Genomic DNA, 15,197 nt, shown 5'->3' on the forward strand with positions numbered 1-15,197 from the left:
CACCCACCCGCCCCGTACCCCGGCTGGTTACTGGTCAAAACCCCGACCCGTTGCGAGCTTGTCCCGCAGGCTCTTCGGCCTGATGTCGGGCCAATGTTGCTCGATGTACTCCAAACACGCAGCTCGGTCGGCTTCCCCGTGTACCACTCGCCAACCCGCTGGAACATCGGCGAAGGCCGGCCACAAGCTGTGTTGCTCCTCGTCGTTCACCAGGACGAAAAAGCTGCCGTTGTCGTCGTCGAATGGATTGATGCTCACAATTCTCCAGATAGATAGTGGACATGAGTGGAACAGGTCCAAACCATAGTGGAGGGCAACACTGCCCGTCGGCGGTTTGGGGAAAGTTCCTGGTGTGGCCGAGAAGGTCTTGGCGCCACCGAATGATTGGTGTGCGAAGGGGCCCCGATGCCCCTGAATTCGCTCCAGTGACCTGCATCAATGGCGGTTGGTGCGAAATATCGCTATTGGGGCAGGCACGTCCTTCAGGCCGATGAAGTTTTTGTGCTCGTCGACACACATCCTAGCCGAACGCGTGACGGCCGCGAAAATCACCCGGAGGCGAAGCTGCCGCCTCCCGGCAGGGCATGTTGAACCCTCCCGGCCGGTGACACGTGACGACTGCTGTGCTTAGGTGGTTGCGCGGCGTTGGCGACCGCTGCCCGGGGCGGAGGGGTCAGCAAAACGCCGTTTACGCAGGTGGAATCGGTCACGATCCCGTATCGCGTTGCCAAAGCACTGATACGGAAGCGACGGGCGTGGTTTACTCATCAAGACCTGGTCGCGTTCCCCGGGGGCGGGGCTCGCATGAGGTAACGGAGACACGACTGGTCGGCGACGTACACCGCATCAAGGCGCCGCAGTCTGGCGTGTTGCTACCGGTCTGTAGTTGCATGTTCGGGTGGCGGAGCCCGCGCGGACATGAAGACGGCTGAAGGGGGTGCAGTGGTCGAATCCGACGTGCGGGCCCGGCCCGACAACACCATCGCGGAAGGACGAGAAATTAGCCAACCGTCTGGCCGGAGACGCGGTTTCTTGGGCTTTGCTCGCCGATCTTCGCCTGAACCCACACAGCAAACTGGCCGTCAAACGAATCGATCCCAAAAGAGTGCCGCAGTTCTCAGCCTGCTGAAGCGGCTGTGGATCCCGTTGGTGATCGTGGCGGTGGTTATTGCCGGGGGCATGACCGTTTCGCGGTTGCACGGCGTATTCGGTTCCGAGCACCGCCCGTCGTACGCCGAATCGCGGCAGCAGGACACTAAACCGTTCAACCCCAAGCACGTGAAATACGAGGTCTTCGGCCCGGCGGGGACGATGGCCGACATCAGCTACTTTGACGCCAACGGCGAGCCGAACCACATCACCGGCATCGTGCTGCCGTGGACGTTCGACATCTCGACCACGTTGCCGTCAATCGTGGGAAACGTAGTGGCGCAGGGCAATAGCGACACTCTTGGCTGCCGCATCGTGGTGGACGGCGTTGTCAAGACCGAGAGGATCTCGCACCAATTGAACGCATTCACCTACTGCGTGTTGACTGCCACATGAGTACCGAGCAATTGGAGACCCAGCAGCCCGCCGCGCGATCACGGGTGGCGCGGATCATCCACCGGTTGTCGGTGCCCATCATCTTGGGTTGGCTTGGCATCGCGGTCCTCATCAGCGTCGCCGTCCCCTCACTGGAGCAGGTTTCGGCTGAGCATGCGGTATCGCTAAGTCCTTTGGGCGCACCGTCGTTCAAGGCGATGGAGCGGCTGGGCGAGGATTTCAAGGAGACCAATACCGGCGCCATGGCCATGGTCCTGTTGGAGGGTCAACAGCAACTGGGCGACGACGCGCACACGTATTACACGCGTTTGGTTCGCCAGTTAGAGGCCGATCACACGCACGTGCAGCATGTCCAGGATTTCTGGGGCGACCCGCTTACCCGCGGCGCCGCGCAAAGCCAGGACGGCAAGGCCGCATACGTTCAGGTGAACCTGAACGGCAACGCGGGCGCGGCCGCGGGCGACGAATCTGTGGCCGCAGTCAGAAAGATCGTGCAGGAGGCTTCTCCCCCGCCCGGGCTCAAGGTCTATGTCACCGGTCCCGCGGCCATCGTCGCGGACATGAACGCCGCCGGCGCGAAGACGGTCGCGCTGGTGACTTTGGCCAGCCTTTGCGTGATTTTCCTGACGTTGCTGATCGTTTATCGATCGATTGTCACCGTCATCCTTCTGTTGCTCATCGTCGGCCTGGAATTGCAGATCGCGCGCGGTATGGTCGCGCTTCTCGGCCATCTCGGGCTGGTCGGCCTTACCACCTTTGCCGTCAACTTGCTGGTCGCGGCGGTCATCGCGACGGGAACCGACTACGGCATTTTCTTCGTCGGCCGATATCAAGAGGCTCGGCAGGCCGGCGAAAGTCGCGAAGACGCCTTCTACACCACATTCGCCGGGGTCGCGAAGGTTGTGTTGGCCTCCGGCTTGACCATCGCCGGCGCGGTGCTCTGCCTCAGCTTCACCCGTCTGCCCTTTTTCCAACCGCTCGGTATACCGTGCGCGGTCGGCATAGCGGTTGCGGTGCTAATTGCGCTGACGCTGGGGCCGGCGCTGCTGGCCGCCGGAGCCCGGTTCGGCCTGTTCGAGCCTCGGCGGGCGGTCTCGGCCCGCCGGTGGCGACGGATCGGCACGGCCATCGTCCGGTGGCCGGCGCCCATTCTGGTTGCGTCGTTGGCCGTTGCGCTGATCGGCCTGTTGGCCTTGCCGAATTACCACCCGAGCTACGACGACCAGAAATTCATTCCGCAAAGCATTCCCGCCAATGTGGGGTACGCCGCGGCGGCGCGGCACTTTCCGGGCCAGCGAATGCAGATGCCCGAGATTCTGTTGGTCGAGACCGATCACGATTTGCGCAATCCGACCGATATGTTGGTGATCAACAAACTCGCCAAGGCCGTGCTTGCTGTCCCGGGTATTGCCACAGTGCAGACCGTCACCCGCCCCGAAGGTGTGCCCCTGCAACACACCACGATTCCGTGGATCATCAGCATGGGTCAGGCCAGCCAGATGCAGAACATGGCCTTTCAAAAAGACCGCATGAACGACATGCTCGTCCAGGCCAACGAGCTGGGAAAAATGATCGGCATCATGCAGCACATGCTGGGTCTGATGAAAGAGCTCGTCGCCACCACTCACCACATGGTCCAGACGACGCATGAAATGCAGGACATCACGTCGGAGCTACGCGATCATATTTCGGATTTCGAGGATTTCTGGCGGCCCCTACGCAACTACTTCTATTGGGAAAAACACTGCTACGACATTCCGATCTGCTTCTCGCTGAGGTCGATTTTCGACACGCTCGACGGCGTGGACTTGATCAGCGACAAGCTGCAGGAGATGGTGAAAAACCTCGATCAGCTCGACGCGATCCTGCCGCAGCTGGTCATGCAGATCCCGCCGATGATCGAAACCATGTCCGGCATGCGCAGCATGATGCTGACCATGCACAGCACCATGTCCGGGGTCATGGGTCAGATGGATTCGAGCGCCAAGGATCCGAGTGTCATGGGCCAGGCATTCGATGCCTCCAGAAACGACGATTCCTTCTACCTCCCGCCGGGGATCATCAACGGCTCCGACGCCTTCAAACGGGTCGAGAAGGTGTTCATGTCGCCGGACGGGAAGGACTTCCGTCTGCTCATCTCGCAGCGGGGTGATCCGGCGACACCCGAGGGCCTCTCGCGGGTGGAACAGATCAAGACGGCGGCCGAAGAATCGCTCAAGGGGACCCCCCTCGAAAACGCCAAGATCTACCTCACCGGCACGGCGGCGATCACCAAAGATTTGGTGGACGGGTCCAAGTTCGACCTCCTGATCGCCGGCGTCTCCGCGCTCTGCCTCATTTTCATCATCATGCTGATCATGACGCGAAGTTTTATCGCCGCCATGGTGATCGTCGGCACGGTTTTGCTGTCCCTCGGCGCGTCCTTCGGGCTATCCGTATTGGTCTGGCAGTACCTCCTGGGCATGCAGTTGCACTGGACGGTGCTGTCCACCTCGGTGATCGTGCTGTTGGCGGTCGGCTCCGACTACAACCTGCTACTGGTCTCCCGTATGAAGGAGGAATTGTCCGCCGGGATCCACACCGGCATCATTCGCGCCATGGGCGGCACCGGCAAGGTCGTGACGAACGCCGGCCTGGTGTTCGCGTTCACCATGGCCTCAATGGTGGTCAGCGACCTGCGCAGCATCGCCCAATTGGGCACCACGATCGGTTTGGGACTGTTGTTCGACACGTTGGTGGTGCGTGCGTTCATGACGCCCTCTGTGGCTGCGTTGCTGGGGCGTTGGTTCTGGTGGCCACAGCTGGTGCGTCCCCGCCCCGCCAGCACGATGCTGCGGCCCACGGGGCCTCGTCCGTTGGTGCGTTCGTTGCTGCTGAAGCAGTCGCAGTAAGTGGCGGCTTTCCACTTCAGGATGGGAACAGCAACCGTGGGGAACATCGTGACGCAGGGCGATAGCGCCGCAGACACGCTGGGGGCCGCATGACGACCCAAGGAACTCGGCCTCCCCGCATCGCGCGGAACATCCGTCGCTTTTCGGCGCTCATCATCATCGGGTGGGTAGCGCTGACCCTGCTGGTGACCTTCGGCGTCCCGCGGCTCGAGATCGTGGGCCAACAGCATTCGGTGCCGCTGGCCCCACAGGACGCCCCGGCCGTCCAGGCCATGCAGCGCATGGGCCGGGACTTCAAGGAATCGGACTCCGACAGCTTCGCGATGCTGGTGATCGAGGGGCAGCAGCAGCTCGGCGACTCGGCACACGCCTACTACGACAAGTTGGTTCGCGAACTCAAGAGCGACACCAAGCACATCGAGCACGTGCAGGATTTGTGGGGAGACCGCCTCACCGCGGCGGGTGCCCAGAGTCCCGACGGCAAGGCCGTCTATGTGCAGTTGAACCTGGCGGGTAATCAAGGCACCACGCAGGGTCAGGAATCCGTGGCGGCGATCCGCGACATCATCGCGCGGACGCCACCGCCTCCCGGCATTCAGGCCTATGTCACCGGCCCGGCGGCGCTTTTTTCCGATATGCAGCTCGCCGGTGACCGATCCATTCTGAAAATGACGATGATCGGCGCCTTGATCATTTTCATCGTGCTGCTTTTCGTGTACCGCTCGGTCATTACCGTCATTCTTTTGTTGCTGACGGTGGGCATCGAAGTTTTTGCCGCGCGGGGTGTCATCGCCTTTATCGCCGATCACAACTTCATTGCCCTGTCGACGTTTGCCGTGAACTTGCTGGTCGCGCTGGCGATGGCCGCCGGGACCGACTACGCCATTTTCTTCTTCGGCCGCTATCAAGAGGCGCGCCAGGCCGGCGAGGACCGGGAAACCGCGTTTTTCACCACCTATCGCAGCGTCTCCCCCGTGGTCCTGGGTTCGGGTCTGACGATCGCCGGGGCGATGTTGTGCCTGAGCTTCACCCGCATGCCCATCTTCCAAACCATGGGTCTGCCTTGCTCTTTGGGCATGCTGATTTCGGTCCTGATCGCTTTGACGCTGGTTCCGGCGGTTCTGACCGTCGGCGGTGGTGTCGGCTTGTTCGACCCGAAGCGCACGATCGGGTTCGGCCGCTGGCGCCGCATCGGCACGGCAATCGTCCGCTGGCCCGCACCTATCCTGTGCGCGACGATAGCGATCGCCATTGTCGGCCTGGCCACTTTGCCCGGATACAAGACGAGCTACAACAACCGGTTGTACATGCCCAACAGCGTTCCCGCCAACGTCGGGTACGCGGCCGCCGATCGTCATTTCAATCAATCGCGGATGATGCCCGAAATCGTGATGATCGAGGCCGATCACGACATGCGGAATTCGGCGGACTTCCTGGTGCTGCACAGGCTTGCCAAGGCAGTCTTCGGGGTTCACGGTATTTCTCGGGTGCAGGGCATCACGCGGCCGGAGGGAACGCCGATCCAGCACACGTCGATTCCGTTTTTGCTCAGCATGCAACAGGCGATGATGAGCCAGGACATCAAGTACATGCAGCTGCGTATGGATGACATGCTCGTCCAGGCGGACATGATGGCGAAACAAATCGAGATCATGAAGCGCATCTACGAATTGCAATCGCGCATGACCGACATCACGCACGATACCATCGAGAAGACCAAGGAAATGGCCGAAGTCATTTATGACCTACGAGGCCATGTGTCCGACTTCGAGGATTTTTTCCGGCCGCTGCGCAACTACTTCTATTGGGAAAAGCATTGCTATGACATCCCGATATGCTGGTCATTGAGAAGCATATTCGACACGCTCGACGGCATCGATACACTCAGCGACAAACTGACGGATCTTCTCAAAGATCTCGACAATATGGACAAGCTGATGCCGCAGCTGCTCGAGCAGTACCCGCCGATGATCGCCATGTCGGAGGACATGCGACAGATGATGCTGACCAATCACAGCACCATGTCCGGGATCATCGGCCAGATGGACAGCAATAACAAGGACGCCGTTGCCATGGGCGAGGCGTTCGACGCCTCCAAGAATGATGACTCGTTCTACCTGCCGCCGGACATCTTCGAGAATGCGGACTTCAAGAAAGCGATGAGCCAATTCTTGTCGCCCGATGGAAAGGCCGCCCGCTTCATCATTTCCCACCGCGGCGACCCGGCAACGTCCGAGAGCGTGGCCCGCATCGACAAGATCAGGCAGGCGGCCGAAGAGGCGCTCAAGAACACGCCGCTGGAAAACGCCAAGATCAATATCGCGGGTACCGCGTCGACCTTCAAAGACTTCCGGGACGGTTCGACCTACGACCTCTTGATCGCCGGCGTTGGCGCGCTGTGTCTGATCTTCATCATCATGCTCATCATCACCCGAAGTTTTATCGCCGCCCTTGTCATCGTGGGCACGGTGACCCTTTCGTTGGGCGCCTCGTTCGGGTTGTCGGTGCTGATCTGGCAGTACATCTTCGGCATCGAGCTGTATTGGATGGTGCTGCCGATGTCGGTCATCGTCTTGCTGGCGGTCGGCTCGGACTACAACCTGCTGCTGGTGTCCCGCATGAAAGAGGAAATAGCCGCCGGCATCAACACGGGCATCATTCGGGCGATGGGCGGCACCGGAAAGGTCGTGACGAACGCGGGCCTGGTGTTCGCATTCACCATGGCATCGATGGTGGTCAGCGACTTGCGCATCATCGGTCAGGTGGGTACCACGATCGGCCTGGGCCTGATGTTCGACACCTTAATCGTGCGCTCGTTCATGACGCCCACCATCGCGGCGCTGCTCGGGCGGTGGTTCTGGTGGCCGCTGTTGGTTCGGCCGCGGCCGGCAAGCCTGCTGCTTCGCTCGGTGGGCACGCGCCCCTCCGTGCGCACCCTGCTGCGCGAGGACGACGACGCGGACGCCCCCACGGCCGAGATCCCGATTGCCAGGCCGACCGTCTAGGTGTTCCTAGTCGTTTCGCTGTCCCGGATAGCGAGGCGGTCGATGTCCTCCGCGCAATAGCGCGGCGAGAAAGATTGGACGCCAATGAGTTTGCTTCAAGCCCATCCCCTCCCCCACATCGTCATCTGTCGATACCGTCAGCACGCCGTTACGCACCGTGAAATACTCCTACCGTGAGCCCACTTGCTATTGAGGTTGTAGGCCTCACAAAGACATTCGGGCGAGACACGATCGCGCTCAATGGCGTGGACTTCTCGGTTCAGGCCGGGACGGTATGCGGGCTGCTGGGCCATAATGGCGCCGGCAAGACCACCACGATCAACATCCTGTCCACGTTGATTCGCCCCAGTTCGGGTCGCGCCAGCGTTGCCGGGTATGACCTCGCGCGCCAGCCCGCCGAGGTGCGGGCCAGCATCGGAATGGCTGGACAGTTCACCGGAATGGATCCCATGCTGACGGGCCGGGAGAACCTGGTGTTGTTTGGCCGGCTGCGCGGATTGAATCGGCGACAGGCGAAGGCGCGCGCCGACGAACTGCTTGAGCAGTTCGACCTGACTGCCGCCGCCGACCGTCGGATGTCGACCTACTCCGGCGGCATGTTTCGGCGCGTCGATTTGGCCAGTGCGTTGGTGGTGCCGCCGCAGGTGCTCTTCCTGGACGAACCGACCACCGGGCTGGACCCACGCAGCCGCCGTGATGTATGGGCCTTGGTGAGTTCGCTGACTGTGGAGGGCATCACGGTGCTGCTGACCACGCAGTACCTGGAAGAGGCCGACGTGTTGAGCGACTCGATCGTCGTCATCGACCACGGGCAGGTGATCGCCAGCGGCACCGCCGAGGAACTCAAGCGCGCAGTGGGTGCCAGCTACTGCCAGGTGACGCCAGCCAATCCCGCCGATCTGCCCCGCGTCGCCGAAGCGCTTACCGGCCTCGACGGCGTCGATATCGACACCGACTCGAGTTCGGTGTCGGTGTTCGCGCCCGACGGCGTGGCGACGCTGGTCGAAGTATTCCGTCGGGTCGACGCGCTCGGGCTCGAACTCGCGGATATCTCGCTGCGTAAGCCCTCGCTCGACGAAGCATTCCTGCACCTCACCGAGCAGACCGCAATCCGGCCATGAGCGCCCTTGCCGCCCTCACCGAACGGTCGCTGATGTCGGCGGCACGCGACGGTGAGATGATCTTTGAAGTCCTTTCCCCCGCAGCGTATTTGGCGGGGTTCAGTGTGGCGCTACACGGCCTGATCGACACTGGGCCCGTCAGTTATACGCAGTACTTTCTGCCCGCGGTGGTCGCCCAGTCGATGATTTTCGTAGGGTTGATGACGGCGGATCGTGCTGCGCGTGACCGTCTGTATGGGCTCGGTGAGCGAATACGGACCCTGCCGGTCGCAGCGGCAGCCACGGTGACCGCCCGCGTAGCAGCCACTCTGATGCGGGGCACGCTCTGCCTCGTAGTGGCGATGGTGGCCGGCTATGCGTTCGGTTTCCGCTTAACCGGTGGATTGGGCAACGCGATAGCTTTCCTGATCATTGCGCTGCTGCTGTGCTTAGCCGTAACGCTCGGCGCCGACGCGCTGGGATCGCGCGCACAAACTGTCCAAGGCGCCAGTCACCTCCTCTTCGTGCCCCAACTGTTGTTGTTCATGCTGTCCACCGGGATCGCCCCCGAGAAAACCTTCCCCGGCTGGTTGCGCCCCTATGTTCGCAACCAGCCGGTGTCACAGTTCGCCGAAACATTGCGTGGCCTGGCGAGCGGGCATGTGATATTTAGCAATATGGCAGCCACTCTGGCGTGGTGTTTGGGCATGGTGCTGGTCTTTGGGACGCTTACGTTGCGGATGCAGAGGCGTGGCTAGTGACGCATCGACTCGAGACCCAGGGGTCGTTGGTGACCGAGAGTTGGGTGCAGGCCGCTCGGCTCCTTCTCAGGTGGCGGCGCGACCAAGCGGTCCTAATGGGGTCGCTGTTGCTCCCAGTCTTCCTCTTGTTCTGCTACCAAATCGTGCTAGGCGAGCAGGTGCACAAAGTCACCGGCGTCGACAGCGTTTACGGCGTGGTCCCCATGTGCGCGGTGATATCCGCTTTGTTCGGCTCGCTTGGCAATTCCGTCGGCATCACCATGGACCGCCAGTCGCGGCTGATCAGCCGGATGTGGATTCTGCCGATACATCGGGCGAGCGCGCTCATCGGGTGGTTAACCGCCGAGGTCGTGCGGGCATTCATCGGCACGATCCTAATTACCGTGATCGGGCTCGGGTTAGGGCTCCGCTTTAATCAGGGCTGGCATGCGGCACTGCTTTTTATTCTGATCCCGTCGGTCGTGGTGAGCGGGTTCACTGCGTTGGTGATGGCACTGGCTGTCCGCAACAACGGTCGGACCGCAATGACGTGGTTGTTGGGACTCACATTCACCATGGCGTTCGTCAACCCGGGCGCGACTCCAATCAGCACATTCCCGGGCTGGGTCCGTCCTTTGATCCGCATGCAACCAATCTCGCCACCCATTGAGACGATGCGAGCCTTGGCTTACGGGGGGCCGATCGCGTTGCCGTTCGCGATAACCGTTGCCTGGGCAGTCGTGCTGCTCGCGGTGTTCATTCCGGTAGCCGTGCGCGGCTATCGGCTGGCCGCCGAAGCCAGCGCTTAGACGTCCGGGACACACGATCGCCGCCCGACGAACGGGCATGGCAACAAGCGTGCGCTACTGCTGTGCCCGCGCCTTCGATGCGGCTCTGGACCTGATCAGCAAGGCGCGCAACGCCAGTCGACGGTTCTCTTTTTTCCGGAAGAAGACCAGCATCCGGCCGCACGTCTCCCAGGCGGCCACCCAAAAATACATCGGCAGCCTCTTTCTAAATTCCCTATCGGTGCTCTGCCTCATACTGAGCCCGGTCATGTCGTTGTATTCCGCGATGACGATGTCCATGTATCGGGTCACCAGCGCCGGGTTGGAGAAGCAGCGGATGTTGAAATCCCAATCGGCCCAAACCGGATAGCGCAAGTTGTAGGGACCGATGCCGTCAAAGAGCTTGCGGCGGTAAAAGATTGACTGGTGGCACAGGTTCGTCTCAAACAGCAGACGATCGAGATCGAAGGCGCCGGCGTGTCGGGCTCCGGTTGAGCGCATGACGACATCGCCATAGACCAGGTCGCTGGGCTCATGCCTGCGAATGAAGGCGGCCACAAGCTCCAGAGTGGCCGACTCCAGCAGGGTGTCATCGGATCCCAGGAAGAGCACCCATTCCCCGGTGGCCATTCCGACGCCACGATTCATGGCGTCGTAGGGGCCTTGGTCTGGGCCGCTGTGGATGACCAGGCGTTCACCAAGGCCGGCCCCAAAACTGTTCGCGATGTCGACGGTTCCATCTGTCGAAGCGCCGTCTACGAGTACCAGTTCGTAGTCGGTGTACGTCTGGCGGGCAATGCTTTCGATGCACGCCTGTAGAGTCGCGGCCGAGTTGAACGTGGGGACGATGATCGAAAACATTGGTGCACTCATGACGCTACTTCACGGCTTTCGAATTGGCCGTCGGTCGGAGCCATAGACACTTTATCTGGATTCGATTCAGGCGACAGAACAAATGCATTGTCAAGTCAATCCTTCTCACGCAAGAATACACCGTCTGCCTGCAGCATCCGGCCGTCCCGCGGATCGATAAAACAGGGTAGTAATCCGGTTAGCGTAAAACCCATGGAATAGGCCCACTCGAGCGCTTCCGGGATAAGCATGCTCCCTTCATACAAGGGCAGAAAAGAAAGTTCGAGTTGCATGCCCACACAACTGTTGGCGAGCGTCGTTTCACTACCGGCGAGCACTTGCTTCTCGAAACCTTGGACGTCGATCTTCAGGAAAGTCACATCGGTTGGCCGCAAAATTTCTGACGCCACAGAGTCAAGCCGATACACGGCGACGTCTTCGACGCCAACGTAATTCGCTGGCGGAAAGGCATCTTGGTGGCTTTTCAGCATCGGCAACACGGAACTACTCTGAGCAGCATTGCCTGCGATATTCACCGACACCGTGCCGTCGGCGTCCCCCAGTGCGTGCCTCCGGCAATCCCAAAGTGGATCCTTTGACGCCCTTCTTTCCAACGTCGCAAAAGGCTGCGAGAGGGGTTCGAACGAGATCATGCGACCCGGGTAGCCCGCTTTGCGGAGGCCGGCAGCGTATTGCCCCGTGTTTGAGCCTATGTCGAAAACTACATTCACATTAAGCGATTCGAGTTGTTTGACGAACTTGCGTTTCCAATTGCGTTCGGAGACGTAGCGCAACAATTCGGAAGGCGCGGCACGCGCGATCAAACGAACCTGATCCAGCAATTGCATCGCATAACACTAACATGCGAATGGCCGAGGAGAATGCCCCTTCGGGGGAACCGACGTCCAGATATGCGTCTAGTACGCGCTCTGCTCTATTGCCGGGCCGCAGCTGCGTTCGCACGGTACCACGCCACCGTTGCCTCAATGCCGTCGCGCAGGGAGATTTTGGGCTGCCATCCCAGGCCTCGTAACGCTGAGACGTCCAGCAGCTTGCGCGGCGTTCCGTCCGGTTTCGTTTGGTCCCAGCGCGTTTCGCCCGCATAGCCAACCGCGGTGGCAACCATCTCGGCAATCTCGCTGATGCTGTGATCGACACCGGTACCCACGTTGACGTGATCTGGGCCGTCAAAATGTTCGAGAAGGTACAGGCACGCGTTGGCTAAGTCATCGACATGCAACAACTCTCGCTGTGGGGTGCCGGTGCCCCAGTTCGTCACGCTTGGGGCTCCGCTTGCCTTCGCCTCCTCGTATCTGCGGATGAGCGCCGGCAGCAGGTGCGAACCCGAAGGAGAAAAATTGTCGTCGGGTCCATAGAGATTGGTTGGCATCGCCGAAATCCACGACAAGCCATATTGACGCCGAACCGCTTGCACCTGAAGGATTCCCGCGATCTTTGCAATCGCATAGGCGTCGTTTGTCGGCTCCAGGGGGCCGGTGAGCAGCGCGCTCTCCTGGATCGGCTGAGGAGCGAATTTCGGGTAGATGCAGGAGGAGCCGAGGAACAGCAACCGTGGCACCCTCGCCGCCACCGCGGCGTCGAGCAGGTTGACCTGGATCTGCAGGTTTTCGGACAGGAAATCGGCGGGATAGGTGTCATTGGCCATGATGCCACCGACCCTGGCCGCGGCATCGATGACGATCTGCGGCCTTGACTCGAGAACGAAGTCAAACGTTGCGGCCCGGTCCATCAAGTCGAGCTCGCTGTGCGACCGCACAAGAAGATTCGTGAACCCTTCGGACTGAAATCTGCGGACCAGGGCGGAGCCGACCAAGCCGCGGTGCCCTGCGATGTATACCGGCGAAGTGCGGTCAAGGACGCCCGGTGCAGAGTTCATACTCGGGTCATTTCCAGCCGGCGAGGACCGGCTTGTCGATCCATGGCTTTCCGTCGCATTCCAAAGCGGCGATGTCCGCCTCGACCATGATCCGCGCCAATTCGCCACTGTGCACGGAAGCCTTCCATCCGAGCGACTGGGCGGCTTTGGTGGCATCGCCGATCAGTGAATCGACTTCGGTGGGACGCAGATAGCGGTCGTCAAATTTCACATACTTTTGCCAGTCGAGGCCGGCATGTTCGAATGCGGTCTGGGCAAATTCGCGCACGCTGTAACCACGACCTGTCGCCAGGACGAAGTCATCGGGCTCAGGAGCCTGCAGCATCCGCCACATACCCTCGACATATTCTGGCGCGTACCCCCAGTCACGAACGGCATCGAGGTTGCCTAGATAGACATCTGACTGGTCGCCGGCTTTGATGCGCGCAACTGCTCGCGTGATCTTTCGGGTCACGAATGTTTCGCCGCGCCTGGGCGATTCGTGATTGAACAAGATGCCGTTCACCGCGAACAAACCGTACGCTTCTCGGTAGTTGCGTGTCGCCCAGTAAGAGAAGACTTTTGCCGCGCCGTATGGTGAGCGCGGATAAAATGGTGTCTGCTCGTTCTGCGGTGGTGGCGACGCACCGAACATCTCCGACGAGGATGCCTGGTAAAAGCGGCAGTCGATTCGAGAGAGGCGAACGGCCTCGAGCAGTCGGATCGATCCCATGCCCGTGGTATCGCCGGTGTGCACCGGTTCGTCAAAGCTGACACGCACGTGCGACTGCGCAGCAAGGTTGTAAACCTCGTCGGGATCGATGGTGCTGAGCAAAGTGACCAATCGGGTGCCGTCGGTGAGGTCGCCGTAGTGCAAGAGCAGTCGCGCACCCGATTCATGTGGATCGATGTAGAGATGATCGATCCGGGAGGTATTGAACGTCGAAGCTCGACGGATGAGCCCGTGGACCTCGTATCCCTTACCTAGCAGCAGCTCGGCAAGATACGAGCCGTCCTGTCCGGTGATTCCGGTTATGAGCGCTCGCTTCATAAGATCCTTACTTCTGTCGATGCATGCTCGTCACCCAAACGTCTGGCATCCCATCATCGAAGTCGTCCCTGCTACGTCAAGAGGTCATGGTACGAGCCCGAGCTTGAATGCACGATTCTCTTAGGTGGGTCACGTCCCTGCCTGCGGCGCTTAGGCTCCCTTCACGCTTCTGTTCCAAGCTGTCTACCGGTTGCGCCGGTAGAACCTTCTGGGTCGGAATTGCCCAGCACAGTCACTGAGTCTGTCGCTCAATATGTGCGTGCTTTCAGCACCTACTATGAAGCGACGGCGACGCGTGCAGTTGTAACACGGCGAGGGGTCGATCAACACTCAGAGCTCCTCTTCGGCGCCCGTCCGGGTATTGATCACGGGCAATCCTTTTAGGGAAGCCAGTCGCCGCTCGCCGCGGAGATAAGTCAGCCGGCCCTTGCTGTCCCTGGACTCGGCGAACTTGGATATCACGTAGCCCTCCGCAGCGGTCAGGACCTTAAGTCCGTGCTGCAGGTCGGAGCGAACAAAATAGGCGTTGTTCCCTGCACTGTTGCTACCGACAAAGTCATATCCCTTGGAAGTAGCGAGGTCGCACATAGCCGGCAGCGAGGCGCCGAAGTACAGATTGTTGATGCGAGCTCTACTGAAATTCGGGTCGTAGGGGATCGTGATCGCGCGTTCGGCGCCGAACACGCTGTTGTACTCCATGATCGCGATCGCGGGTCGTACGGCAGTGAGGCCACGCCAGATCCAGTAGTCGTTGCCGTCAATGTCGATATGAAGAAGTCCGATCTCGCCTTCGAACCCATGATCCAGCATCAACTGGTTGATATTTTCTACCGTCACGAAGGCGCACGCGCTCTGGAGATCATGGCGCCACGAAATCTCGTCGCGCTTGATGACGGCGACGTTTCGATCGGAGCTATCCATCACCAGTCCACGCCAATTGTCGTTCAGCAGCAGGAACCGGGTGTTGGACTCTCGGTAGTCCCCGACGCCGAATTCTACGAAGGTCTCGCTCAATCCCGAAAGCCGATGGATGAGCCACTGAATGATGCCGTCGTCGCCGAATTGACTGAACACCGAGAATTCCACGTCGGCTAGGCCGTCGACGACTTCCCGTTCACGCACCTGCCACGCGAGCCCGCGGCCAACCAGAGTGCGCTGCCTAGCTTCGCCCCCCGTCAGGGCTTGCGCGAGGAGGGCCAGCGGATTGAGATTGAGTTCCACGTGCGTCCTATTCCCGCTGCCCACACCCGTCGCGGGCCGATCCGCGATCTCTCGGTCAGCAACTTTATTCTTAGCAAAGCGTCGGCCCAAGGGGGCGCGCCGCGCCCGCACACTGGATCTAGGTAGTC

General features: G+C 60.6%; 12 protein-coding genes. 6 read left to right on the forward strand and 6 right to left on the reverse strand.

The window, feature by feature from the left end; translation table 11 throughout:
- Positions 1-27: 27 nt before the first annotated feature.
- Positions 28-258: an MbtH family protein gene (locus OCQ_RS15345; RefSeq protein WP_003877688.1), complete on the reverse strand. Its 231-nt coding sequence runs from the start codon at positions 256-258 to the stop codon at positions 28-30.
- 867 nt (positions 259-1,125) lie between these two features.
- Between OCQ_RS15345 and OCQ_RS15350 the strand changes: the two genes are divergently transcribed.
- The 6 genes from OCQ_RS15350 to OCQ_RS15375 all read left to right on the forward strand — a co-directional run bounded on the left by OCQ_RS15350 (position 1,126) and on the right by OCQ_RS15375 (position 10,090).
- Positions 1,126-1,545, forward strand: a complete 420-nt coding sequence (locus OCQ_RS15350) for an MmpS family protein (RefSeq protein WP_036390192.1) — start codon at positions 1,126-1,128, stop codon at positions 1,543-1,545.
- Complete coding sequence (locus OCQ_RS15355; RefSeq protein ID WP_009953332.1) at positions 1,542-4,436, forward strand: MMPL/RND family transporter; 2,895 nt, start codon at positions 1,542-1,544, stop codon at positions 4,434-4,436. Before OCQ_RS15350 ends, OCQ_RS15355 begins: the two co-directional genes overlap by 4 nt.
- A gap of 89 nt (positions 4,437-4,525) precedes the next feature.
- Entirely contained in the window at positions 4,526-7,441 is a 2,916-nt protein-coding gene (locus OCQ_RS15360) for an MMPL/RND family transporter (RefSeq protein ID WP_009953331.1), read from the forward strand.
- Positions 7,442-7,614: 173 nt separating this feature from the next.
- Entirely contained in the window at positions 7,615-8,562 is a 948-nt protein-coding gene (locus OCQ_RS15365; protein WP_026071342.1) for a daunorubicin resistance protein DrrA family ABC transporter ATP-binding protein, read from the forward strand.
- The gene (locus tag OCQ_RS15370; RefSeq protein WP_014385158.1) at positions 8,559-9,299 is read left to right on the forward strand and encodes an ABC transporter permease; all 741 of its coding nucleotides are present in this window, start codon (positions 8,559-8,561) and stop codon (positions 9,297-9,299) included. The genes OCQ_RS15365 and OCQ_RS15370 overlap by 4 nt, the downstream gene beginning before the upstream one ends.
- Entirely contained in the window at positions 9,299-10,090 is a 792-nt protein-coding gene (locus OCQ_RS15375; RefSeq protein ID WP_080588026.1) for an ABC transporter permease, read from the forward strand. The genes OCQ_RS15370 and OCQ_RS15375 overlap by 1 nt, the downstream gene beginning before the upstream one ends.
- 54 nt (positions 10,091-10,144) lie before the next feature.
- Here the strand turns inward: OCQ_RS15375 and OCQ_RS15380 are convergent, their stop codons facing one another.
- The 5 genes from OCQ_RS15380 to OCQ_RS15400 form a co-directional block, all read right to left on the reverse strand.
- The gene (locus OCQ_RS15380; protein ID WP_014385160.1) at positions 10,145-10,930 is read right to left on the reverse strand and encodes a glycosyltransferase family 2 protein; all 786 of its coding nucleotides are present in this window, start codon (positions 10,928-10,930) and stop codon (positions 10,145-10,147) included.
- 107 nt (positions 10,931-11,037) lie between these two features.
- Positions 11,038-11,769 (reverse strand): FkbM family methyltransferase, encoded by a 732-nt coding sequence (locus OCQ_RS15385; protein ID WP_041785052.1) that lies wholly within the window; start codon positions 11,767-11,769, stop codon positions 11,038-11,040.
- Positions 11,770-11,855: 86 nt separating this feature from the next.
- Positions 11,856-12,818 carry a GDP-L-fucose synthase family protein gene (locus tag OCQ_RS15390; protein ID WP_041785054.1) on the reverse strand — a complete coding sequence of 321 codons (963 nt, stop codon included), beginning with the start codon at positions 12,816-12,818 and terminating at the stop codon, positions 11,856-11,858.
- 7 nt (positions 12,819-12,825) lie between these two features.
- The gene (gmd, locus tag OCQ_RS15395; RefSeq protein ID WP_014380402.1) at positions 12,826-13,848 is read right to left on the reverse strand and encodes a GDP-mannose 4,6-dehydratase; all 1,023 of its coding nucleotides are present in this window, start codon (positions 13,846-13,848) and stop codon (positions 12,826-12,828) included.
- A gap of 330 nt (positions 13,849-14,178) precedes the next feature.
- Positions 14,179-15,069 (reverse strand): hypothetical protein, encoded by an 891-nt coding sequence (locus OCQ_RS15400; RefSeq protein WP_041785055.1) that lies wholly within the window; start codon positions 15,067-15,069, stop codon positions 14,179-14,181.
- Between the last annotated feature and the right edge of the window lie 128 nt (positions 15,070-15,197).

This window comes from Mycobacterium paraintracellulare (assembly GCF_000276825.1).
Lineage (GTDB): Bacteria > Actinomycetota > Actinomycetes > Mycobacteriales > Mycobacteriaceae > Mycobacterium > Mycobacterium intracellulare.

What these genes read in the sequence shown, in the direction of transcription:
- OCQ_RS15385 (WP_041785052.1), bottom strand. Translation starts at nt 11,769, where the DNA reads ATGCAATTGCTGGATCAGGTTCGTTTGATCGCGCGTGCCGCGCCTTCC.
- OCQ_RS15390 (WP_041785054.1), bottom strand. Translation starts at nt 12,818, where the DNA reads ATGAACTCTGCACCGGGCGTCCTTGACCGCACTTCGCCGGTATACATC.
- OCQ_RS15380 (WP_014385160.1), bottom strand. Translation starts at nt 10,930, where the DNA reads ATGTTTTCGATCATCGTCCCCACGTTCAACTCGGCCGCGACTCTACAG.
- OCQ_RS15370 (WP_014385158.1), top strand. Translation starts at nt 8,559, where the DNA reads ATGAGCGCCCTTGCCGCCCTCACCGAACGGTCGCTGATGTCGGCGGCA.
- OCQ_RS15360 (WP_009953331.1), top strand. Translation starts at nt 4,526, where the DNA reads ATGACGACCCAAGGAACTCGGCCTCCCCGCATCGCGCGGAACATCCGT.
- gmd (WP_014380402.1), bottom strand. Translation starts at nt 13,848, where the DNA reads ATGAAGCGAGCGCTCATAACCGGAATCACCGGACAGGACGGCTCGTAT.
- OCQ_RS15355 (WP_009953332.1), top strand. Translation starts at nt 1,542, where the DNA reads ATGAGTACCGAGCAATTGGAGACCCAGCAGCCCGCCGCGCGATCACGG.